General features: G+C 69.8%; 22 protein-coding genes and 1 tRNA gene. 14 read left to right on the top strand and 9 right to left on the bottom strand.

The window, feature by feature from the left end; all coding sequences use genetic code 11:
- Positions 1 to 186 precede the first annotated feature (186 nt).
- Positions 187 to 1,401: a sensor histidine kinase gene (locus AC3RXZ_RS06130; protein WP_491493437.1), complete on the top strand. Its 1,215-nt coding sequence runs from the start codon at positions 187 to 189 to the stop codon at positions 1,399 to 1,401.
- Positions 1,398 to 2,081, top strand: a complete 684-nt coding sequence (locus AC3RXZ_RS06125) for a response regulator (RefSeq protein ID WP_243224617.1) — start codon at positions 1,398 to 1,400, stop codon at positions 2,079 to 2,081. The genes AC3RXZ_RS06130 and AC3RXZ_RS06125 overlap by 4 nt, the downstream gene beginning before the upstream one ends.
- 67 nt (positions 2,082 to 2,148) lie before the next feature.
- Here AC3RXZ_RS06125 and AC3RXZ_RS06120 read toward each other — a convergent pair whose 3' ends face one another.
- Positions 2,149 to 2,733: a DNA modification methylase gene (locus AC3RXZ_RS06120; protein WP_243224618.1), complete on the bottom strand. Its 585-nt coding sequence runs from the start codon at positions 2,731 to 2,733 to the stop codon at positions 2,149 to 2,151.
- 135 nt (positions 2,734 to 2,868) lie between these two features.
- Between AC3RXZ_RS06120 and AC3RXZ_RS06115 the strand changes: the two genes are divergently transcribed.
- The 5 genes from AC3RXZ_RS06115 to AC3RXZ_RS06095 all read left to right on the top strand — a co-directional run bounded on the left by AC3RXZ_RS06115 (position 2,869) and on the right by AC3RXZ_RS06095 (position 7,777).
- Entirely contained in the window at positions 2,869 to 3,351 is a 483-nt protein-coding gene (locus AC3RXZ_RS06115; protein ID WP_243224619.1) for a CarD family transcriptional regulator, read from the top strand.
- A gap of 77 nt (positions 3,352 to 3,428) precedes the next feature.
- On the top strand, positions 3,429 to 4,628 hold the full coding sequence (gene ispD, locus AC3RXZ_RS06110) for a 2-C-methyl-D-erythritol 4-phosphate cytidylyltransferase (RefSeq protein WP_491493436.1): 1,200 nt from the start codon (positions 3,429 to 3,431) through the stop codon (positions 4,626 to 4,628).
- A gap of 75 nt (positions 4,629 to 4,703) precedes the next feature.
- Complete coding sequence (gene cysS, locus AC3RXZ_RS06105) at positions 4,704 to 6,113, top strand: cysteine--tRNA ligase (RefSeq protein WP_491493435.1); 1,410 nt, start codon at positions 4,704 to 4,706, stop codon at positions 6,111 to 6,113.
- Complete coding sequence (gene rlmB, locus AC3RXZ_RS06100; protein WP_491493434.1) at positions 6,106 to 7,131, top strand: 23S rRNA (guanosine(2251)-2'-O)-methyltransferase RlmB; 1,026 nt, start codon at positions 6,106 to 6,108, stop codon at positions 7,129 to 7,131. Before cysS ends, rlmB begins: the two co-directional genes overlap by 8 nt.
- A gap of 4 nt (positions 7,132 to 7,135) precedes the next feature.
- Complete coding sequence (locus tag AC3RXZ_RS06095) at positions 7,136 to 7,777, top strand: NAD(P)-dependent oxidoreductase (RefSeq protein WP_491493433.1); 642 nt, start codon at positions 7,136 to 7,138, stop codon at positions 7,775 to 7,777.
- A gap of 29 nt (positions 7,778 to 7,806) precedes the next feature.
- Here the strand turns inward: AC3RXZ_RS06095 and AC3RXZ_RS06090 are convergent, their stop codons facing one another.
- Positions 7,807 to 9,111: a DUF4032 domain-containing protein gene (locus tag AC3RXZ_RS06090; protein ID WP_243224624.1), complete on the bottom strand. Its 1,305-nt coding sequence runs from the start codon at positions 9,109 to 9,111 to the stop codon at positions 7,807 to 7,809.
- 78 nt (positions 9,112 to 9,189) lie between these two features.
- Positions 9,190 to 10,296, bottom strand: a complete 1,107-nt coding sequence (locus AC3RXZ_RS06085) for an ABC transporter ATP-binding protein (RefSeq protein WP_243224625.1) — start codon at positions 10,294 to 10,296, stop codon at positions 9,190 to 9,192.
- A gap of 217 nt (positions 10,297 to 10,513) precedes the next feature.
- Here AC3RXZ_RS06085 and AC3RXZ_RS06080 point away from each other — a divergent pair, with 217 nt between their 5' ends.
- The 3 genes from AC3RXZ_RS06080 (at position 10,514) to AC3RXZ_RS06070 (ending at position 12,681) form a co-directional block, all read left to right on the top strand.
- Entirely contained in the window at positions 10,514 to 11,461 is a 948-nt protein-coding gene (locus tag AC3RXZ_RS06080) for a DsbA family protein (RefSeq protein ID WP_243224626.1), read from the top strand.
- 87 nt (positions 11,462 to 11,548) lie between these two features.
- Positions 11,549 to 11,621 (top strand) — tRNA-Thr (locus AC3RXZ_RS06075).
- A 73-nt stretch (positions 11,622 to 11,694) separates the two neighbouring features.
- Positions 11,695 to 12,681 (top strand): aldo/keto reductase, encoded by a 987-nt coding sequence (locus AC3RXZ_RS06070; RefSeq protein ID WP_243224627.1) that lies wholly within the window; start codon positions 11,695 to 11,697, stop codon positions 12,679 to 12,681.
- Here the strand turns inward: AC3RXZ_RS06070 and AC3RXZ_RS06065 are convergent.
- Positions 12,669 to 13,064, bottom strand: a complete 396-nt coding sequence (locus AC3RXZ_RS06065; RefSeq protein ID WP_243224628.1) for an MmcQ/YjbR family DNA-binding protein — start codon at positions 13,062 to 13,064, stop codon at positions 12,669 to 12,671. The two genes, AC3RXZ_RS06070 and AC3RXZ_RS06065, sit on opposite strands and share 13 nt — an antisense overlap.
- Positions 13,064 to 13,720, bottom strand: a complete 657-nt coding sequence (locus AC3RXZ_RS06060) for an SOS response-associated peptidase family protein (RefSeq protein WP_243224629.1) — start codon at positions 13,718 to 13,720, stop codon at positions 13,064 to 13,066. The genes AC3RXZ_RS06065 and AC3RXZ_RS06060 overlap by 1 nt, the downstream gene beginning before the upstream one ends.
- Positions 13,721 to 13,782: 62 nt before the next feature.
- On the opposite strand from AC3RXZ_RS06060, the gene AC3RXZ_RS06055 reads away from it, so the two are divergent.
- Entirely contained in the window at positions 13,783 to 14,724 is a 942-nt protein-coding gene (locus tag AC3RXZ_RS06055; protein WP_243224630.1) for a DMT family transporter, read from the top strand.
- Between the two features lie 24 nt (positions 14,725 to 14,748).
- Here the strand turns inward: AC3RXZ_RS06055 and AC3RXZ_RS06050 are convergent, their stop codons facing one another.
- Positions 14,749 to 15,288, bottom strand: a complete 540-nt coding sequence (locus AC3RXZ_RS06050; protein WP_243224631.1) for a nitroreductase family protein — start codon at positions 15,286 to 15,288, stop codon at positions 14,749 to 14,751.
- Positions 15,285 to 15,695, bottom strand: a complete 411-nt coding sequence (msrB, locus tag AC3RXZ_RS06045) for a peptide-methionine (R)-S-oxide reductase MsrB (RefSeq protein WP_243224632.1) — start codon at positions 15,693 to 15,695, stop codon at positions 15,285 to 15,287. The genes AC3RXZ_RS06050 and msrB overlap by 4 nt, the downstream gene beginning before the upstream one ends.
- 161 nt (positions 15,696 to 15,856) lie before the next feature.
- Here msrB and AC3RXZ_RS06040 point away from each other — a divergent pair, with 161 nt between their 5' ends.
- The 3 genes from AC3RXZ_RS06040 (at position 15,857) to groL (ending at position 18,507) form a co-directional block, all read left to right on the top strand.
- Positions 15,857 to 16,114: a DUF3263 domain-containing protein gene (locus tag AC3RXZ_RS06040; RefSeq protein WP_243224633.1), complete on the top strand. Its 258-nt coding sequence runs from the start codon at positions 15,857 to 15,859 to the stop codon at positions 16,112 to 16,114.
- Positions 16,115 to 16,183: 69 nt separating this feature from the next.
- Positions 16,184 to 16,756, top strand: a complete 573-nt coding sequence (locus tag AC3RXZ_RS06035) for a LytR C-terminal domain-containing protein (protein WP_243224634.1) — start codon at positions 16,184 to 16,186, stop codon at positions 16,754 to 16,756.
- A 131-nt stretch (positions 16,757 to 16,887) separates the two neighbouring features.
- Positions 16,888 to 18,507: a chaperonin GroEL gene (gene groL, locus AC3RXZ_RS06030; RefSeq protein WP_243224635.1), complete on the top strand. Its 1,620-nt coding sequence runs from the start codon at positions 16,888 to 16,890 to the stop codon at positions 18,505 to 18,507.
- A gap of 62 nt (positions 18,508 to 18,569) precedes the next feature.
- Here groL and AC3RXZ_RS06025 read toward each other — a convergent pair whose 3' ends face one another.
- Complete coding sequence (locus tag AC3RXZ_RS06025; protein WP_491493432.1) at positions 18,570 to 18,857, bottom strand: WXG100 family type VII secretion target; 288 nt, start codon at positions 18,855 to 18,857, stop codon at positions 18,570 to 18,572.
- Between the two features lie 146 nt (positions 18,858 to 19,003).
- Positions 19,004 to 20,719 carry a sensor histidine kinase gene (locus AC3RXZ_RS06020; RefSeq protein ID WP_243224637.1) on the bottom strand — a complete coding sequence of 572 codons (1,716 nt, stop codon included), beginning with the start codon at positions 20,717 to 20,719 and terminating at the stop codon, positions 19,004 to 19,006.
- Positions 20,720 to 20,750 lie beyond the last annotated feature (31 nt).

Raw genomic sequence — 20,750 nt, 5'->3', positions numbered from 1 at the left:
GCAACCTTTCGGGTCTCAGCGGCGCGGATGGCCGATCAGCGGGCGCAGCGCAGCGCGCGGGCCCGAGGCGATTGTGTTCGTCGAAGGTTAACGAATGGTGCCCAGAACGTGAATAGTAGTTCGCCGGCACCCGTTCTGGCGCGGAAACCCGCCGAGGCGCCGGTGAACGCACTCTACGCTTGTCGTATGACCACGCCGCAGATCGCGCTGCTCGCCCTCGCTGTCGGCGTGCTGATCGGAGCCGGGATCTGCGGGCTCATCTACCTCGCCTATCGCGCCAGGGCGCAGGCCGAGGCGGAGACCTCCACCGCGATCCCCGCCGGGACGACGGACGTCCTGGAGAGCATGGAGGATGCCGCGTGCGTCGTCGACGCGTCCGGTCTCGTCCTCGCCACTTCGCACGCCGCCGAGCGGTTCGGCATCACCGTCGGGTCGATCCTCGACAATCAGGAGCTGCGCCAGCTGGTGCGCACCGTGCGCTCCACGGGGGCGTCCGAGACCCAGACCATGCGCATCAGCCGCGGGGGGACGACGCTGGATCCCCGGCTCGTCTCCGCCCGCGCCAGCGCGGTCGGAGCCCGGCTCACGCTCCTGGTGATCCGCGACGTCACGGAGCAGGAGCGTCTGGACCAGGTGCGGCGCGACTTCGTCGCGAACACCAGCCACGAGCTGAAGACCCCGGTCGGCGCGGTCAGCCTGCTCGCGGAGGCGATCGAGTCCGCCGCGGACGACCCCGCGCAGGTCCGCGTGTTCGCGAGCCGCATCTCGGCGGAGGCCGCGCGCCTCGGCCAGCTCACGGGGCGCATCATGAGCCTGTCCCGACTGCAGGCCGCGGATGGTCTGTCGGATGTCGCGAACGTCGCGATCGACGAGGTGATCGCGGCCTCGGTCGAAGCGCACTCCGTCCAGGCCGACTCCGCCGGAGTCGAACTCGCGCGCGGCGGCGACCGCGAGATCTGGGTGCGCGGAGACGCGCAGATCCTCATCGAGGCGGTCGGCAATCTCATCGCGAACGCCATCGTGTACTCGCCGCGCGGATCGCGCGTGGGCGTCGGAGTGAAGGCGGACGGCGACGTCGTCGAGATCGCCGTCTCCGATCAGGGCATCGGGATCTCCGAGGCCGACCGGGACCGCATCTTCGAGCGCTTCTACCGTGCCGACGAGGCGCGCTCGCGGCGCACCGGAGGGACCGGGCTCGGCCTGTCGATCGTCAAGCACGCCGTGCACCGCCACGGCGGCGAAGTGCGCGTCTGGTCGCGTCCCGGACGCGGCTCGACGTTCACGATCCGCCTTCCGCGCATCGAGGCGCCTGCGCCCGAGGACGCCGGGAAGAAGACCAAGAAGAAGCGCGCGAAGAAGGCCGCCAAGGCGGCACGCGCCCGTACCGGAGAGAGCGTATGACCCGCATCCTTCTCGTCGAGGACGAACCGGACCTCGCAGACCCTCTGGCCTACCTGCTGCGCCGGGAGGGCTACGAGGTCGAGATCGCCGAGGACGGACCCGGCGCGCTGAACGCGTTCCGCGAGCAGGGGGCCGACATCGTCCTGCTCGACCTGATGCTGCCCGGCATGCCGGGAACCGAGGTGTGCCGGCAGATCCGCTCCACGTCCGCCGTGCCGATCATCATGCTGACGGCGAAGGACTCGGAGGTGGACATCGTCGTCGGGCTCGAGCTCGGCGCCGACGACTACATCACCAAGCCCTATTCCTCGCGCGAGCTGCTCGCCCGCATGCGGGCCGTCCTGCGTCGGGTCGTGCAGGCCGAGAGCGAGCTCGACGAGCGGGTGCTCGACGGCGGACGGGTGAGTCTGGACATCGACCGGCACACCGTCACGGTGGCGGGGTCGCAGATCAACATGCCGCTGAAGGAGTTCGAGCTGCTCGAGGTCCTCATGCGCAACGCCGGACGCGTGCTCACCCGGGGCCAGCTGATCGATCGCGTGTGGGGCAGCGACTACTTCGGCGACACCAAGACGCTCGACGTGCACATCAAGCGCATCCGGTCCCGCATCGAGGAGAACCCGTCCGAGCCCGCGATGCTCGTCACGGTGCGGGGACTGGGCTATCGCTTCGAAGGCTGAGGCCCGCACGGAGAAGGCCGGTCGCCCCGCGGGGCGACCGGCCTTCTCCGTGTCAGGAGTCCGAGGGTCAGTGCTCCTCGGACTCCTCGGCGTCGGGGGCGTCGGTGGGAACCGGCGTCTGCGTCGGGACGGCCACCTCGTCGTCGATGATGATGACCTCCTCGACCGGTTCCGGCACGAGGTCGGAGTAGTAGGGGAGCGTGCCGTCGAGGACGGGGACGTTCGCGGCGGCCCCGGTGCCGTCACCGGACTGGAAGTACACCTCGACGGTGGAACCGGGGGCGAGGGTCAGCTCCCCGCCGGAGGCCGCGGCGTCCAGCAGCAGCGGCTCCTCGTTCGCACCGAGGCTGACGGTCTCGCCGGCGGCGACCTCGACCTCGAAGGGCTCCAGACCCTGCAGCTCGACGGTGACGACGGCGTCGTCCTGCGACCCGTTCACGAACGCGGCGACGAGGTTGCCGAGCTCGCCGTTCTCGTCGGCGATGATCATGGCGTTGCGCACGACGACGGGGCCGGCGGTGTCGGAGACGTTCACCCCGTCCGAGGCGGAGTAGGCGATGGTGCTCGCCTGCGGGGTGATGAAGGTGCACCCCGTCGCACCCGTCAGCACGAGAGCGCTGAGAACGACAGACGCAGCAAGGCGCGATTTCACGGGTCCTCCTGAGATGCGGCGGGAAGTGCACGTCCATTCTATGCGTACGCCGGAGGGCCCGTCGGGACAGTGCGGGGCAAACTTTAGTGCATGTCGCCTGTGGTATCCTGGAGTTTGCCGAAAGGACACGCTTTTATGCTTTTTGAGGTTGGCGAGACGGTCGTCTATCCGCACCACGGGGCCGCGACGATCATCGAGGTCAAGGACCGCATCATCAAGGGCGAGACGAAGAAGTATCTGAAGCTCAACGTCACGCAGGGGGATCTGATCATCGAGGTCCCGGCCGAGAACGTCGACCTGGTCGGGGTCAGGGATGTCATCGGCAAAGAGGGCCTCGACCACGTGTTCGAGGTGCTGCGCGCCCCCTTCACCGAGGAGCCCACGAACTGGTCCCGTCGCTACAAGGCGAACCTGGAGAAGCTCGCCTCCGGTGACGTCATCAAGGTCAGCGAGGTCGTCCGCGACCTGTGGCGCCGCGACCAGGACCGCGGACTCTCCGCGGGTGAGAAGCGCATGCTGGCCAAGGCCCGTCAGATCCTCATCTCCGAGCTCGCGCTCGCCGAGAAGATCGACGAGGAGAAGGCCGGGTCGCTCCTCGACGAGGTGCTGGCCTCCTGATTCAGGATTCCGGAAAGGCGGATGCTTCGGCATCCGCCTTTTCCGTGTCCGGGACCGACCGCGGGTAGCGTGAGGGCATGACTCTGCTCCCGGTTCCCGACACCGCCGTCATCGTCGTCGCCGCAGGATCGGGGACGCGGTTGCGCGCCGGCGGGCCGAAGGCCCTGGTCGGCATCGACGGACGTTCGATCCTGCGCCACGCCCTCGACGGCGTGTTCGCCGCGCGGCCGATGCAGGTCGTCGTGGTGGCTCCGGCCGGATTCGAGGGAGACGCCGAGAGCGAGCTGCGCGCCGCGGCCGGCGAACGCGCCGATCTGGGGCGCGTCGTCACCGGAGGCGAGACGCGTCAGCTATCGGTCGCCGCGGGGCTGGCGGCGCTGTGGGGCGACGTCACGCGGGTTCTCGTGCACGACGCCGCGCGGGCGCTGACCCCGGCCGCGCAGATCGATGCCGTCGCGGATGCCGTGACCGATGACGCCGGGGTCATCCCCGTGCTCCCGGTCGTCGACACGCTCAAGCGCGTCGACGCCGCCCAGGTGCTCTCCGCCGTCGACCGCGCCGAGCTCGCGGCCGCCCAGACACCGCAGGGGTTCCCGCGGCTTCCCCTGGAGGCGGCCTATGCGACGGCGCTCGCCGCCGCCGTCGAGTACACCGACGACGCGGCGCTGTACGCCGCGGCCGGTCATCCGGTCCGCCACGTCGCAGGTTCCGAGCGCGCCTTCAAGATCACCACACCCGCGGACCTCGAGCGGGCGCGTCACCTGCTCGCCGGTGGCGGGCCGGGCGCGGCATCGATCCCGCTCGTGCCGTCCATCGGGATCGGCACCGACGTGCACGCCTTCGGCGGCGAAGGGAGCCTGTGGCTCGCGGGCCTGGAGTGGCCGGACGAGCCCGCGCTGTCGGGGCACTCGGACGGCGACGCCGTGGCGCACGCCATCGTGGACGCCCTGCTGAGCGCCGCGGGCCTTGGAGACATCGGGCAGCACTTCGGCACGGCGCATCCGGAGTACGCGGGTGCGCACGCCGACGTGTTCCTCGCCAGGACGCTCGAGCTCGTCACGGCGGCCGGTTTCCGAATCGGCAACGTGTCGGTGCAGTTCCAGGGGAACCGTCCCCGCTTCAGCGCGCGCCGGGCCGAGGCCGAGCGGGTTCTTTCGGCCGCGCTCGGCGGAGCACGCGTGACCGTGGCGGCGACGACGACCGACGGTCTGGGGTTCCCTGGGCGCGGTGAGGGCATCGCTGTCACGGCCGTCGCCCTGCTCATCCCGGCGTCCTGACCCGTACGGTCGGCAGGATGCCCGGGCGAGCGTGACACAGGCGGGCGTCCAGCACGGCGCCGGTAGGCTGGTGCGGTGACGATCCGCCTCTACGACACCCGCGCACAGCAGTTGCGCGACTTCGTGCCTCTCGACCCCGAGAACATCACGATGTACGTGTGCGGACCCACGGTGCAGTCCGGACCGCACATCGGTCACGTCCGGGCGGCGCTGGGCTTCGACCTGCTGCGGCGCTGGCTGCAGTTCCGGTACGGACGCGTGACGGTCGTCCGCAACGTCACCGACATCGACGACAAGGTGCTGGCGAACGCGACGGATGCCGAGACCTGGTGGGCCCTGGCCTATCGGATGGAGCAGGAGTTCGCCGCCGCGTACGCCGGAGTCGGCATCCTTCCGCCCACCTACGAGCCGCGTGCGACCGGGTCGATCCCGCAGATGCAGGAACTCATCGAGGTGCTGATCGAACGAGGGCACGCCTATCCGGCCCCGGACGGATCCGGCGACGTGTACTTCGACGTGCGATCCTGGGCGGAGTACGGCGCGCTCACGCACCAGTCCGTCGACGCGATGGAGCCCGCGGAGGACGCCGACCCCCGAGGCAAGCGCAATCCGCAGGACTTCGCGCTCTGGAAGGGCGCCAAGCCCGACGAGCCGGTCGACGCGAGCTGGAGCTCCCCCTGGGGCCGCGGCCGGCCCGGATGGCACATCGAGTGCTCCGCGATGGCCAAGCGCTATCTGGGGGCGGAGTTCGACATCCACGGCGGCGGCCTCGACCTGCGCTTCCCGCACCACGAGAACGAGCTCGCCCAGTCGACCGCCGCCGGCGACGGGTTCGCCCGTTACTGGGTGCACAACGGCCTCGTGACCGTGGACGGCCAGAAGATGTCGAAGTCGCTCGGCAACTTCACGCTCGCCGCCGATGTGCTCGGCGCGCACGATCCGCTCGTCGTCCGCTATGCGCTCGCCGCAGCGCACTACCGGTCGAGTCTGGATCTGACCGAGTCGTCCTGGGCCGAGGCAGAATCGGCGCTGGGGCGCATCCGGACCTTCCTCGAGCGCGCCGTCCGCACGATAGGTGAGCAGTCCGCGGCATCGGCTGCGGATCAACTGCCGCCCGCGTTCCTCGCCGCGATGGACGACGACCTCGGGGTGCCGCAGGCGCTCGCCGTGCTGCACGAGACCGTGCGCGCCGGCAACGGGGCTCTCGATCGGGGAGAGGACGACGCCGTGCGCTCCGCGTTCTCAGGGGTCACCGCGATGACCGAGGTGCTGGGGATCAACCCCCTGTCGCCGCGCTGGCGGGGCGACGGCGGAACGGAAGGCGATGCGCTCGACGCGCTCGTGCGCACGATGATCGACCAGCGCGCGCAAGCACGCGCCGACAAGGATTGGGCCGCAGCCGATCGCATCCGCGATGCGATCGCGGCGGCGGGTATCACTCTGGAGGACACTCCGGACGGAACGCATTGGAGCATCGATGGCTAAGCCAGGCAACCCCTCAGCGGGCAAGGGCAAGAAGAAGGGCCCCACCAAGGGCACCGGCGGGCTCGGACGGAAGGCTCTGGAAGGGCGCGGACCTACGCCCAAGGCCGAAGACCGCTCCTGGCATGTGGCCGGGAAGCGCAAGGCCGCTGCCGAGCGCTACGCCGCCGCCGGCGGAAAGGGGCGTCCGGGGGTCGCGGGCAAGCGCCAGACCACCGGCGGGAACCCGAACCGCAGCGCGCGTTCGAAGGACAACACCGCTGACACCGAGACGGTGACCGGACGCAACTCCGTCCTCGAGGCGCTGCGCACGCGGATCCCCGCGACCGCGCTCTACATCGCGCAGCGCGTGGAGATGGACGACCGCGTCAAGGAGATGCTCGCGCTCGCCAAGAACCGCGACATCGCGATCCTCGAGGTCACTCGCCAGGAGCTCGACCGCATGGCTGGCTTCGACGGCGTGCACCAGGGCGTCGCGCTCAAGGTCCCGCCGTACGAGTACGCGCACCCGCAGGACCTGCTCGAGCAGGTGATCGACCGGGACGAGGTCCCGCTGTTCGTCGCTCTGGACGGCGTGACCGACCCGCGTAACCTCGGTGCGATCATCCGGTCGACGGCGGCGTTCGGCGGACACGGCGTCATCCTGCCGCAGCGCCGTTCCGCCGGGGTGAACTCGGCGGCCTGGAAGACGAGCGCCGGGGCTGCCGCACGCGTCCCCGTGGCGCTGGCGACGAACCTCACCACGCAGCTCAAGGAGTTCAAGAAGCAAGGCGTGTTCGTGCTGGGCCTTGACGGCGACGGCGACGTCTCGTTGCCGTCCCTGGAACTCGCCGACCGCCCTGTCGTCCTCGTGATCGGCTCCGAGGGCAAGGGGCTGTCGCGACTCGTCACCGAGACCTGCGACCAGATCGTCTCGATCCCGATCTCGGCGGCGACCGAATCGTTGAACGCCGGGATCGCGGCATCCGTCGCGCTCTATCAGGTCTCGACCGTCCGGAACGCCACCAATCAGGGGAAGTGATCGCATGGCGCGCATCGTCGTCATCGGAGGAACCGGCTACGCCGGTCGCCACATCGTGCAGGAGGCGGTGAGCCGCGGCCACGAGGTGATCTCGGTCTCGCGCTCGAAGCCGGAGAACCCGGTGGACGGCGCGCTCGCCGTGCAGGGCTCCGTGCTGGACATCGACGCCCTGGGCGACGTCTTCGACGGAGCGGATGCCGTGGTCTCCGCGCTCTCCCCGCGGGGCGACATGACCGACGGCGTCCTGGACGCTCTGCGGGGCCTCATCGCGAAGCTCGCCGGCACACCCACGCGACTGGGCGTCGTCGGCGGTGCCGGCGGCAGCCTCGTGGCGCCCGGCGGTCCCCGGCTGTTCGATTCCGGGTTCCCCGAGGAGTACAAGCACGAGGCGCAGGTCGGCATCGACTCGCTCGCACTGCTGGAGTCCTCGGATGCCGGGCTCGACTGGTTCTTCATCCACCCCGCCGAGGTGTTCGGGCCGTGGGCGGAGGGGGAGCGCACCGGCCACTACCGGGACGGCGGCGACGTGCTCGTGCGGGACGAGGACGGCAAGTCCTACATCTCGGGCGCCGACTTCGCGATCGCCGTCGTGGACGAGATCGAGCAGGGCAACCACCACCGCGAACGGTTCACGGTCGGGTACTGATCCCCACGCCCAGTTCGCAGACGTGGTGACTACACGAGGTCGCGCCAGTCGATGTCCGCGGTGTCGTCGGAGACCGGGACTGCGCCCGTCACCACCGGCAGCGACATCGTCTCGGTCGGGGGACCCATGATGGTGGCCTCATCGCGGCGGTGGCGCAGCACCTCGTTGATGTAGCTCGTCAGGACCTCGGCCAGTGGCACCGAGCGCCCCTGCGCCTGCGACAGGTACCAGCGATGCTCGAGGACCTGGTGGAACACCTCGGCGGGCTCGAGCTTTGCGCGCAGGTCGTAGGGGATCGCGCGCACGACCGGCTCGAACACGCGGGTCAGCCACTCGTGCGCGTACATCTCCTCGTCGGCCCACTGCTTCTTCGAGCGGGCGCGGAACTCGTCCAGGTCGTTCAGCAGGCGGCGCGCCTGGTTCTCCTCGACGTCGAGGCCGGTGAGGCGGATGAGGCGGCGCTGGTGGTGACCGGCGTCCACGACCTTCGGCTGGATCTCGACGAGCGTGCCGTCGGCCGTGGTCGTCATCGACATCTCGTCGATGTCGAATCCGAGCGCGTTCAGCCGCTCGACGCGCTCGGTGATGCGCCACGTCTCGTTGGCCGAGAACGACTCCTCGGCGGTCAGCGCAGCCCACAGGGACCGATAGGACGACACGATGCCGTCGGCGATGGCCACGGCATCCACCCCGTGCTCGAGTCGCCCGCCCGCGGCGAGGTCCATGATCTCCCCGGCGATGTTCGTCCGGGCGAGGTCGAGGTCGTAGGCGCGCTGTCCGTCCGTGAGGCCCTCCTCGTGCAGCTCTCCCGTCTCGGCGTCCACGAGGTAGGCGGCGAACGCCCCGGCATCCCGGCGGAACAGCGTGTTCGACAGCGACACGTCGCCCCAGTAGAAGCCGACGTTGTGCAGCCGCACGAGCAGCAGGGCCAGAGCGTCGACGAGACGGGTCGCCGTGTCGGGGCGGAGCACGCGGGTGAACAGGGCTCGGTAGGGCATCGAGAAGCGCAGGTGCGAGGTCACGAGCACGGCGGGAAGCGGCGCGCCCGCGGCGTCGGTCCGCCCGTCGATGACGGCGACGCGCGAGACGCACGGGACGTCGAGCCGCGCGAGGCTGCCGAGCATCTCGTACTCGCGCCTGGCCATCTCACCCGTCGTCTCCTTCACGGCGACGACGCGTCCGGAGAGATCCGCGAAGCGCACCAGGTGACGCGACAGCCCCTTGGGGAGGGAGACGATGTGCTCGGACGGCCATTTCGCCAGCGGCACGGACCACGGCAGGCCGAGCAGGCCCGGGTCCACGGTGCTCGCGGTGATGCGCAAGGCGTCCTGCATGGTGCTCCTCGAGATCGATCCGGAAACGACGCGGCGCGGGCGACCCGAAGGTCGGCCCGCGCCGCGTGTGAGGCGGACTTACGCCGCCGAGACGACCGGCTTGTCGTTCAGGCGATCGCCCGACTCGAGGTCGAAGGCGTGCACGTGGCCGGGGTTGGCGGCCAGCGTGACGGTCTCGCCCGCGTTCGGGTGGCTGCGGCCGTCGACGCGCGCGACGATGTCGGTGCGCTTGCCGTTGATGTCCGTGTGGCCGTACAGGTAGCCGTCAGCACCGAGCTCCTCGACGAGGTCGACCGTCACCGCGAGGCCCTTGCCGTCGGCAGGGCCGACGGTGATGTCCTCGGGGCGCACGCCGACCGTGACCTGGCTGCCCGTGGCACGGCCGACCGTGTCACGGTCGAGCGGGACGACCTCGGAGCCGAACTGGACGCCGCCCTCGGCGAGGTCCGCCGCGAACAGGTTCATGGCGGGGGAGCCGATGAAGCCGGCGACGAACACGTTGTTCGGCTTCTCGTACAGGTCGCGCGGCGAACCGACCTGCTGGAGGATGCCGTCCTTGAGGACCGCGATGCGGTCACCCATGGTGAGGGCCTCGGTCTGGTCGTGCGTGACGTAGACGGTGGTGACGCCCAGGCGGCGCTGCAGCGACGCGATCTGCGTACGGGTCTGCACGCGGAGCTTGGCGTCGAGGTTCGACAGCGGCTCGTCCATGAGGAACACCTGCGGCTGGCGGACGATGGCGCGACCCATGGCGACACGCTGACGCTGACCACCCGAGAGGGCCTTCGGCTTGCGGGTCAGGTACTGCTCGAGGTCGAGGAGCTTGGCGGCCTCGAGAACGCGAGCAGCGCGCTCCTCCTTGCCGACGCCCGCGATCTTGAGCGCGAAGCCCATGTTCTCGGCGACGGTCATGTGCGGGTACAGGGCGTAGTTCTGGAAGACCATCGCGATGTCACGGTCCTTCGGCGGGACGTCGGTGACGTCGCGGTCGCCGATGAGGATGCGGCCGGCGTTGACCTCTTCGAGGCCGGCGAGCATGCGCAGCGAGGTGGACTTACCGCAACCGGAGGGGCCGACCAGGACGAGGAACTCGCCGTCTCCCACTTCGAGGTTGAGCTTGTCGACAGCGGGACGGGTTCCGCCGGGGTACAGGCGGGTGGCGTCATCGAACGTGACAGATGCCATGGCATTTCTCCTTCACCGGCAGGTACGTGCCGGACGATCCGTAGTGATGGAAGCGGCGGGTAGCACCCACCGTGGCCCACCGTTGGGCCGAGTTCAGTATGGCATGAGTTCCCACATCTGGGTATTTCCCAGCCTGCCTCGTTAACATCGATGTCAGTGCTGCTTCTTCAGCGGCCATCCGGGGAACCCGTCCCCGCGCAGATTTTCAAGAGGAACGATGTCGAGCGACGAAACGCCGAACGTCCCCGCCACCCGCAATTCCCGCGAGGCGGTCCGGGAGAAGGCTCAGCAGGTCAACGCCAAGCAGTCCCGCGCGCGCATCGTGCGGCGGATCATCATCGGCCTGGTCGCGGTCGTCGCGATCGGCGCCGTCGGCACCGCGGTGACGATGGCCGTGAACTCGTCGGTCTCCGAGCCGACGCTCAACCCCGCCGGGCTCGCCGATGACGGCATCGTCGTGCAGGAGATCACCGGCGCGACCGTCGCCGGATCCGAGATCCCCGCGACGCCGACGGCCGAGCCGACCGAGGCCGGGGAAGCGGCGACGCCGACCCCGGAGCCGACCGAGACCCCTGGGACGGTCGACATCCACATCTACGTCGACTACCTGTCGCCGGGCGCCGGTGACTTCGAGCGCGCCAACGCGCTGCAGCTGACGGGCTGGATCACGGAGGGCGCGGCGACGGTCACGTACCACCCGGTGTCGCTCCTGACGGCGAACTCGAACGGCACCAAGTACTCGCTGCGTGCTGCTGCCGCAGCGGCCTGCGTGGCGGAGTACTCGCCGACGCAGTTCTACGCGTTCAACCACGAGCTGCTCGTCGAGCAGCCCGAGGTCGACAGCGACGGCCGCTCCGACGTGGAGCTCGCCGATCTCGCCGGCGCCGTCGGCGTCGACGACGCGAAGACGGTGCGCTCCTGCATCGAGGGCCAGGACTTCGTCTCCTGGGCGAAGGATGCCACGGCTCGCGCCCTCGAGGGGCCGTTGCCCGGTTCAGACGATCTCGCACTGAGCGCGGCGCCCATGGTGGTCGTCAACGGCCAGGCCTACGTGGGTTCCCTCGAGGATCCGGCCGAGTTCTCGCAGTTCGTCCTCACGGTCGCGAGCGACGCCTACTACGAGGCGGCCGAGACCCCGACTCCGACGCAGACCCCCGCCGAGTGACGGGCGGCCTGAGAGGCTGACATCCCGTCGGGCAGGGCGCGGAGCGCCGTGCCATAGACTCTGTCATGCGGTGCCGTGGCGCCGCTCGCCGACTTAGCTCAGCTGGTAGAGCACCTGTCTTGTAAACAGGCGGTCGCGGGTTCGAGTCCCGCAGTCGGCTCCGTGCTCTCCTGATCCGACGACGCCTTCCTGATCCGACGACGCCGGCTGATGCGCGTGCCAGGATGAACCCCATGGACTACACGCATCTCGGACGCACCGGCACGCAGGTCTCGCGCATCGTTCTCGGGACCATGAACTTCGGCGATCGCACCTCGGAGGAGGAGTCCTTCGCGATCATGGACCGCGCCCTCGAGCTGGGGGTGAACTTCTTCGACACGGCGAACGCCTACGGCGGCGCGGCGGGTCGCGGCGCCACCGAGGAGATCGTCGGACGCTGGTTCGCGGCCCGCCCCGGGGTCCGCGACGACATCGTGCTCGCGACGAAGGTGCACTCCCCGATGGTGGCTCCGACCGAGGACGGCGACGTCGTCAACGCGCGGGGCGCGTCGGCCTGGCAGGTGCGGCGCGAGGCGATCGGCTCGCTGCGTCGCCTGCAGACCGACCGGATCGACCTCTACCAGTTCCACCACATCGACCGGCACATCCCGTGGGAGGAGATGTGGCAGGCGATGGAGATCCTCGTCTCCCGCGGAGAGGTCGTCTACACCGGCAGCTCCAACTTCGCGGCGTGGAACATCGCCCAGGCGAACGAGATCGCGAAGCAGCGTCACTTCCTGGGCCTGGTGAGCGAGCAGTCGCTCTACAACCTCGCGCACCGAACGATCGAACTCGAGGTCATCCCCGCGGCGCTGAACTACGGCCTCGGCATCCTGCCCTGGTCGCCGCTCAGCGGAGGACTGCTCAGCGGAGGCTCCTCCGACGCGAACGCCCGGTCCAACACCGGTCGCGCGGCGGAGACCCGGGCCAAGCATAAGGAGGCCGTTGAGTCCTACGAGCGCTTCGCCCGCGAGCACGGCTGGAAGCCGGCCGCGCTCGGCCTCGCCTGGCTCCTGCACCAGCCCGGCGTCACCGGGCCGATCATCGGGCCGCGCACCGTCGCCCAGCTGGAATCCGCCGTCGAGGCGCTGGACATCGAACTCACCGCGGAGGACCTCCGCGAGCTGGACGAGATCTTCCCCGGACCCGGCGGCCAGGCACCCGAGGCCTACGCCTGGTGAGGTGAACCCACACCGAACACGTGCGGGTCGACCGGCCGCTGCGCCCGCGGCAGCTTCTCGACAACCAGCCGGTACGACTCGGTGACCAGTTCCGTGACCAGCCCGGGTTCCAGTGAGGGGCCCGGGCTCACGGAGATCCAATGCTTCTTGTTCATGTGATAGCCGGGCGTGATGTCCGCGAAGGTCTCGCACAGCGCCGCGGCATCCTCGGGGTGCGACTTCAGCGTCACCATCGCACGCCCCGCGTAGTGCGTCTGCAGCATGAACACCTTGCCGCGCACCTTGAAGACGTCCCACTCCGGCCCGAACGGATGCTCGAGGCCTGCGCCGGGGAGCTCATCGGCGCGCGCCGTCGCGATGCGCAGCAGGGCTTCGTCGTCCATCAGAACAGCTTCTCCGCCGAGCCCTTGTCGTTCTCCCGTGGAGTGGCTGTGACCCGCTCGTCGAGGGACGCCGCGGCCGCCAGCGCGTCGTCGATCACCTCGCGCCCGCCCTCTCCCAGAAGCCACTCGCGGGCGTAGTCGGTCGGGATGAGCACCGGCATCCGGTCATGGATCCCGGCCAGATGATCGGGCGCGGGGCGCATCACGATCGAGTAGCAGGTGAACCAGGCGCCGTCGGCTGTGCGGCCGCGCTGCGTCACGGCGGCCATGCCGAACAGCGCCCCCTCGTCGAGGCCGAACTCGTGCCACACGCGGTCGGGCTTCTGCAGTTCGAACCAGCCGGTGGCCGGCACGATCGCGCGGGAGCGAGCCTTGCCCGGCTGATCCTGCAGCCGTTCGGACCGGGTGTTGATCGAGGGGAACTTCGCGGGTTCGCCGTTCACGAGGAAGCCCCACCACGCGGGTTCCAGCACCGCTTCGCCGTCCTGGGGAACGACGACCGGGTTGAGATTGCGCAGGTTCTTCCCCGTCGGACGCAGCGTCTCCCCGGCGTTGCGCTCCGCCCACTCGCGGAGGCCGTCGAGGATGTCGGCGTCCGCCTCCGCCAGCAGCTCGGCGTCGGTGAATCGGGGATCGAGTCCATAGCTCGCGCACATGCCGCCAGGGTAGCCCCGATCACCGACATCCGCCGCGGTCGGGTTCGGGTAGCGTGGCAGGAGTGCCGGATACCCGTCGACTGCCCGCCTTCGCGGCCGTCGGCGGCGCCGTCTCGATCGGGGCGATGACGGCCGTCCAGGCCCGGATCAACGGCGTGCTCGGCGTCCGGCTCGACGACGGCATCCTCGCGGGCCTCGTCTCGTTCCTCTCCGGGACGGTCCTGCTCGCCGTGATCGTCCTGGTGCTACCGTCCGGTCGCTCCGGAATGCGGCGGCTCTGGCGCAATGTCCGCAGCCGCGACATCCCGCCCTGGATGCTGCTCGGCGGCGCCTGCGGCGCTCTCACCGTGACCACGCAGGGTCTCACGGCGGCCGTGCTGGGGGTCTCGCTGTTCACGGTCGGCGTCGTCGCAGGGCAGACGGTGCACGGGCTGATCCTCGACCGGATCGGCTTCGGGCCGGCGGGAGTCGTGGCCGTCACGATGGGACGCGTCGCCGGGGGAGCGCTCGCGCTCGTCGCCGTCGGCATCTCCCTCGGCGGCGACGTGCTCGAGGACGCGCCGCTGTGGATGCTGATCCTGCCGTTCGCCGCCGGAGTCGGCATCGCGTGGCAGCAGGCGACGAACGGGCGGCTCGCACAGCGCGTCGGCTCACCCATGATCGCGACCATGACGAGCTTCATCGCGGGGACGATCGTCCTCGCCGTCGCCGCCGGGATCAGCGTCCTCGTGCAGGGCCCTCCGGAGCCTCTGCCCGCGGAGCCCTGGCTCTATCTGGGTGGCGCGCTCGGGGTGGTCTACATCTTCCTCGGCGCCTTCCTCGTGGCTCAGACGGGGGTGCTGCTGCTCGGCCTCGGCTCCGTGCTCGGGCAGCTCGTGACGGCCGTGCTCATCGATGCGATCTGGCCGGCGGACTCGGCGCCCGCGATCTGGCAGATCATCGCGATGGTGACGGTGGCGGTGACCGGCGTGCTGGTCGCGCTCATCCGTCCGCGCCGACGCTGACCCCGTCCTGGGGTCGCGGAGTCGCTAGTTCTTGTGCGGCATCCGGGTGAGCAGCGCCCGGGCGTCGACGGGCTTGCGGCGCCCCGGCTTCTTCGCGGGCTTTCCGCCGACGTACAGCCAGCCCAGCAGCTCCTCGTTCTTCTTCAGACCATGGGCCTTCGCGACCGCCTTCGACCGCGTGTAATGGCCGGTGCGCCAGATGACACCCCATCCTGCCTCGTCGAGCAGAAGGCTGAGCGTGTGCGCGACGCCCGAGGCCACGGCCTCCTGTTCCCAGCCCGGCACCTTGTCGCTCTTGCGGTGGCTGACGACGACGGCGATCAGCAGCGAGGCGCGCAGCGGCTTCGAGGAGGGATGCTTGTCGCCCTGCGCCTTCGCGATCGCCTTCCCGAGCACCTCGCGGTCGGCGCCGCGCAGCTCGATCAGCCGCCACGGACGCAGAGAGGAGTGATCGGCGACGCGGCCCGCCGCGGCCACGAGCGGCAGGAGCTCCTCGCGGCTGGGCGCGTCCTCGGTGACCTTCGACCAGGACTGACGCGCACGGACGGCGTCGAGGGCGCTCACGCCGATGGTTCCTCGGGGGTGAAGGTGAGCGCCAGCGAGTTCATGCAGTAACGGTCGCCCGTCGGCGTGCCGAATCCGTCGGGGAACACGTGCCCGAGGTGCGAGCCGCAGTTCGCGCAGCGCACCTCGGTGCGGACCATTCCGAGGCTGGTGTCCTCGATGAGCTCGACCGCCTCGGGGCGGATCGATTCGTAGAAGCTGGGCCAGCCGCACCCGGAGTCGAACTTCGTTCCGCTCTGGAACAGCTCCGCCCCGCAGGCGCCGCAGGTGTAGAGCCCGGCGCGCTTCTCGTCGAGCAGCTCGCCGGTCCAGGCCCGCTCGGTCGCGGCCTGGCGGAGCACGGCGTACTGGTCGTCGCCGAGCTCGGCACGCCACTCGGCATCGGACTTGTTCACGCTGTAGGACATGAGACCTCCTGAGTCGCTCTCCATTCTCTCGCGTTCCGGGCAGCTCGGGCGATCGCTGCCTGGGAGTTCTCTCGCGTCCCCGGCGGCTTGCGGGATCACGAGCTGGAGCGCGCCGGGAGTGGCTTCCGGGGATGCCGCGACGTGCGGCGTAGGCTTCGAGCATGCTCGGAGACCTGACGGACCGCGATCGCGCGATCCTCGCCCTGGAGGTCTCCTGGCCGCGCCACAGCGGGTCGAAGGAAGAGGCGATCCGCACCCAGCTGGGGATGAGCCCGGCGCGCTATTACCAGCTGCTGTGGCGGCTCATCGACACCGAACAGGCGCTGCAGCACGACCCGCTCCTCATCCGGCGGCTGCGACGGATCCGCGATGCGCGCGGCGCGCAGCGCACCGCCCGGATGCAGGGTTTCGTCGGCTGACAAGGCGCACACGCCGCAACCTGAACGTCCGAGACAGGGATGCCGAGACGCATGCCCTAGCATCGAGGGGTGTCAAAGCCCGTTCGTGATCGTTTCGACGATGTTCCCCGCACGTCCGGACGCGTCGGCGCGCACCGCGCCGAGAACCCCGGCAGCAACGGCTGGATGGTCCTGCTGTGGGCCGTCGTGGCCGCGCTCGTCCTTCTCGTGGTCGGCATCTTCGCGTCGCTGATGATCATGGGGCGCATCACCCTTTTCCCCGCTCCGCAGGAGTCCGTGACGCCGATGCCGGAGGAGACCGGGATCGTGGACACGTCGTACTCCGTGATGATCCTGAACGCCACGCCCGAGGACGGGCTGGACGAGCAGATGCGGGATGATCTCGTCAACGCCGGTTTCGCCGCGGATCTGGTCTTCGCCGTCGACGGCAGCTCGGACGACTTCCCCGAGACCACCGTGTACTACGTCGAGGACGCCGACGAGCAGGCGGCGATCGGACTGGCCGGACTCATCGGAGGAGCGGCCGTCGAGCAGAGCGACGCCTACGCCGGCATGAACGACACCGGGCAGAAGCAGCTGGCGGTCGCGATCGGGCTCGACCGCACGGCAGCGGGGTCCGCCGAACAGACGCCCGAGGAGTAGCGTCCCCGGCTGTTTCCTCCTGCGCGGGCGCGGCTTGCACTCGATGGGGTCGAGTGCCAGAATGGGCGTTAGCACTCGATCACTCTGAGTGCTAAACCGAACGTATACGTCCAGGAGGGACGACAAAACTCATGGCAAAGATCATCGCTTTCGATGAGGAGGCCCGTCGTGGTCTCGAGCGCGGCCTGAACATCCTCGCCGACGCTGTCAAGGTGACCCTCGGCCCGCGCGGTCGCAACGTCGTGCTCGAGAAGAAGTGGGGCGCCCCCACGATCACGAACGACGGTGTGTCGATCGCCAAGGAGATCGAGCTGGACGACCCGTACGAGAAGATCGGCGCGGAGCTCGTCAAGGAGGTCGCCAAGAAGACCGATGACGTCGCCGGTGACGGAACCACCACCGCGACCGTCCTCGCCCAGGCACTGGTCCGCGAGGGCCTGCGCAACGTCGCGGCCGGCGCCGACCCGATCTCGCTCAAGAAGGGCATCGAGAAGGCCGTCGCCGCCATCACCGAGGAGCTGCTCTCCAGCGCCAAGGAGATCGAGTCCAAGGAGGAGATCGCCGCGACCGCGTCCATCTCCGCCGCCGACGCCTCGATCGGCGAGCTGATCGCCGAGGCGATCGACAAGGTCGGCAAGGAGGGCGTCGTCACCGTCGAGGAGTCGCAGACCTTCGGCACCGAGCTCGAGCTCACCGAGGGCATGCGCTTCGACAAGGGCTACATCAACCCCTACTTCGTCACGGACGCCGACCGCCAGGAGGCCGTGTTCGAGGAGCCCTACATCCTCATCGCGAACTCGAAGATCTCGAACATCAAGGATCTTCTCCCCGTCGTCGACAAGGTGATCCAGGACGGCAAGGAGCTCGTCATCATCGCCGAGGACGTCGAGGGCGAGGCTCTCGCGACTCTCGTGCTGAACAAGATCCGCGGCATCTTCAAGTCGGCGGCCGTCAAGGCTCCCGGCTTCGGCGACCGCCGCAAGGCTCAGCTGCAGGACATCGCGATCCTCACGGGCGGACAGGTCATCACCGAGGAGGTCGGTCTCAAGCTCGAGAACACCACCCTCGACCTGCTCGGCCGTGCGCGCAAGGTCATCATCACCAAGGACGAGACCACGATCGTCGAGGGTGCCGGTGACCACGACCAGATCGAGGGCCGCGTGACCCAGATCCGTCGCGAGATCGAGAACACCGACAGCGACTACGACCGCGAGAAGCTGCAGGAGCGCCTCGCCAAGCTCGCCGGCGGCGTCGCCGTCATCAAGGCGGGCGCGGCCACCGAGGTCGAGCTCAAGGAGCGCAAGCACCGCATCGAGGACGCCGTCCGCAACGCGAAGGCGGCCGTCGAGGAGGGCATCGTCCCCGGCGGTGGCGTCGCGCTCATCCAGGCGGGCACCAAGGCGCTCGACGCTCTCACGCTCGAGGGCGACGAGGCGACCGGCGCGAACATCGTCCGCGTCGCGATCTCGGCTCCGCTGAAGCAGATCGCCCTCAACGCCGGCCTCGAGCCGGGCGTCGTGGCGGCCAAGGTCGCCGAGCTCCCGACCGGGCAGGGCCTGAACGCCGCCAGCGGCGAGTACGTCGAGATGTTCGGCGCTGGCATCATCGACCCGGCCAAGGTGACCCGATCGGCTCTGCAGAACGCCGCGTCGATCGCCGGTCTGTTCCTCACGACCGAGGCCGTCGTCGCCGACAAGCCCGAGAAGGCCGCGGCTCCGGCCGCCGACCCGACGGGTGGCATGGACTTCTGACCCCATCCACGCACAGAAACGCCCTGGCTCCGGCCAGGGCGTTTCTGCGTTCCGCGCGGGGGTCAGCGGAACAGGCTGGCCGAGTACTGGTCGGCATCCGCGTACTGCGCGGCCGCGGTGCCGAGCGCGGTGCTGATGGACGACAGCACCTGCTCGACGTGCAGCTGAGCCGCCCGCCATTGCTCCCCGCATGCCTGGAACGCCGCGGACGCGTTGCCGGTCCAGGAGGACTGCAACTGCGTCAGCTGGGCGGCCAGCGCGGTGGATTCGGCCTGCAGCCGCTCGACCGTTCCCCTGGCGGCCGTGGTCGCGGTGTTGACGGCGTCGGTGTCGACGCTGAAGACGGACATGGAGACTCCTCTCGTCGCCCCTGCGTTGCTGCCGGGGGAGCTCCACAGTAGGTCGTCGGCGGCCACGGGCGCTCGGTCCGGAGCCCGGCTTCTGCGGCATCCGTGGACAGCCTGCGCTGCCGGCCCCGCTGTGCAGGGCGAGTACGTCAGATGTCGAGCCGCTCGATCGGCTGCGTGTCCTGGAGCAGATGCTCGGGGATGGCGCGTGCCGGGGCGAGCGGCAGGGTCACGGTGAACGTCGCCCCGCCTCCCGGAGTCTCCGAGACCGCGACCGAGCCCTGCAGCGCCTCCACGATGGAGGCGACGATCGCCAGGCCCAGACCGGATCCGCCCGTCTCGCGCGCGCGGGACGTGTCGGCACGCCAGAAGCGCTGGAAGATCTGCTCCCGGATCTGCTCCGGCACGCCCTCCCCATGGTCGGCGATCGCGATCGTGCCGACACCCGCCACGCGATCGGCGCCGACGATGATCTCGATCGGCGAGTCCTCGTTCGAGAAGCGCCGCGCGTTCCCGAGCAGGTTCGCCACGACCTGGCGCACCTTGTTCTCCTCGCCCAGCACGATGGGGGGCGTGCTCACCGGGGTGTCGACCACCTCGCTGAAGTCGATCTCCGGGACCGGCTCGGCCGACGGCGTGCGGGGTCGGCGGCGCAGGCGCGCCAGCGTCGCCCCGGCTCGACCGCGCGGAGTCGGCGCCGGACGCTGCTGCTCCACCGGGACGGTCGACGTCGAGGGCTCCCGCGGCGGAGGCCGGCGTGCGGTGGTGTCGATGACCGTCACGGTGCGACCGGGGGCCGCCGCCCGGACGTCGAGCGCGGCATCCCGAGCGATCGGACGCAGGTCCAGGGGGACGATCTCCAGCTCGCGCTTCTCGTCCAGCCGCGCGAGGGCGAGGAGGTCCTCGACGAGCACGCCCATCCTGGTCGCCTCCTTCTCGATGCGCTCCATGGCGCGAGCGGTGTCCTCCTCACCGCGGATGGCTCCCATCCGGTACAGCTCGGCGTAGCCGCGCACGCTCACCAGCGGCGTGCGCAGCTCATGGCTGGCGTCGCCGATGAAGCGCCGCATGTGCTGCACGGTCCGGTCCCGCTCGGCGATCGATCGGTCCAGACGGTCGAGCATGGTGTTGATCGCGAAGTTCAGTCGCCCGACCTCGGTGGTCGGTTCGAGGTCGGTCATGCGCTGACTGAAATCGCCGGACGCGATCGACATGGCCGTCGTCTCGACATGCCCGAGGCGACGGAACGTCAGGGTCACCAGGCCCCGCGTCAGCAGCGCCGCGATGAGGATGGTGAACAGCGCGACCGTCGTGTAGACGCCGAAGTAGACGCCGACGATCCGATCGACCTCCTCCAGAGGCATCGCCACGTACTGTACATAGACGATGCCCTCCGGCCCCTGTTTCGTGCTGACCGCTCCGTTGAAGTGGGCGGTGCCGTCGGCGCTGGTCAGCTCCAGCGGCGTCCTGTCCTCATCGGCCTTCGCCTGAGCGAGCGTGTACGTGTCAGGGAAGTCGGGGGACACGGCATCCTGGGCCCCGCCGGCCTGCGCGACGAAGGTGCCTGCAGAGTCGTAGAAGGCGACGAACGCCTCGCTGCGGACCGCGTCCTCCCGTTCGGTCAGGACCAGTCCGCCGTCCCCGTCCGAGCCGACGTCGAAGAAGCGATCGGCCATGTCGGTGCTGGCCAGTGACGGCAGCTGCGAGTTGATGTTGCCGATCAGCGCCTGGCGCATGATCGGCACGGTGCCGATGCCCGCGACCACGAGGCCGAGCGCGAGCACGGCGACGGTGACGCCGGTGACCTTCGCCCGCAGGCTGATCCGCCGCCACCCGCTGGTGACCGCGTCGGGCTTGTGCGCCATGCGGTCCCTCCCGTGAACGGCGTGCGGCGGC

The organism is Microbacterium cucumeris, assembly GCF_058349845.2.
This window is presented reverse-complemented; position numbering and strand designations above follow the sequence as displayed.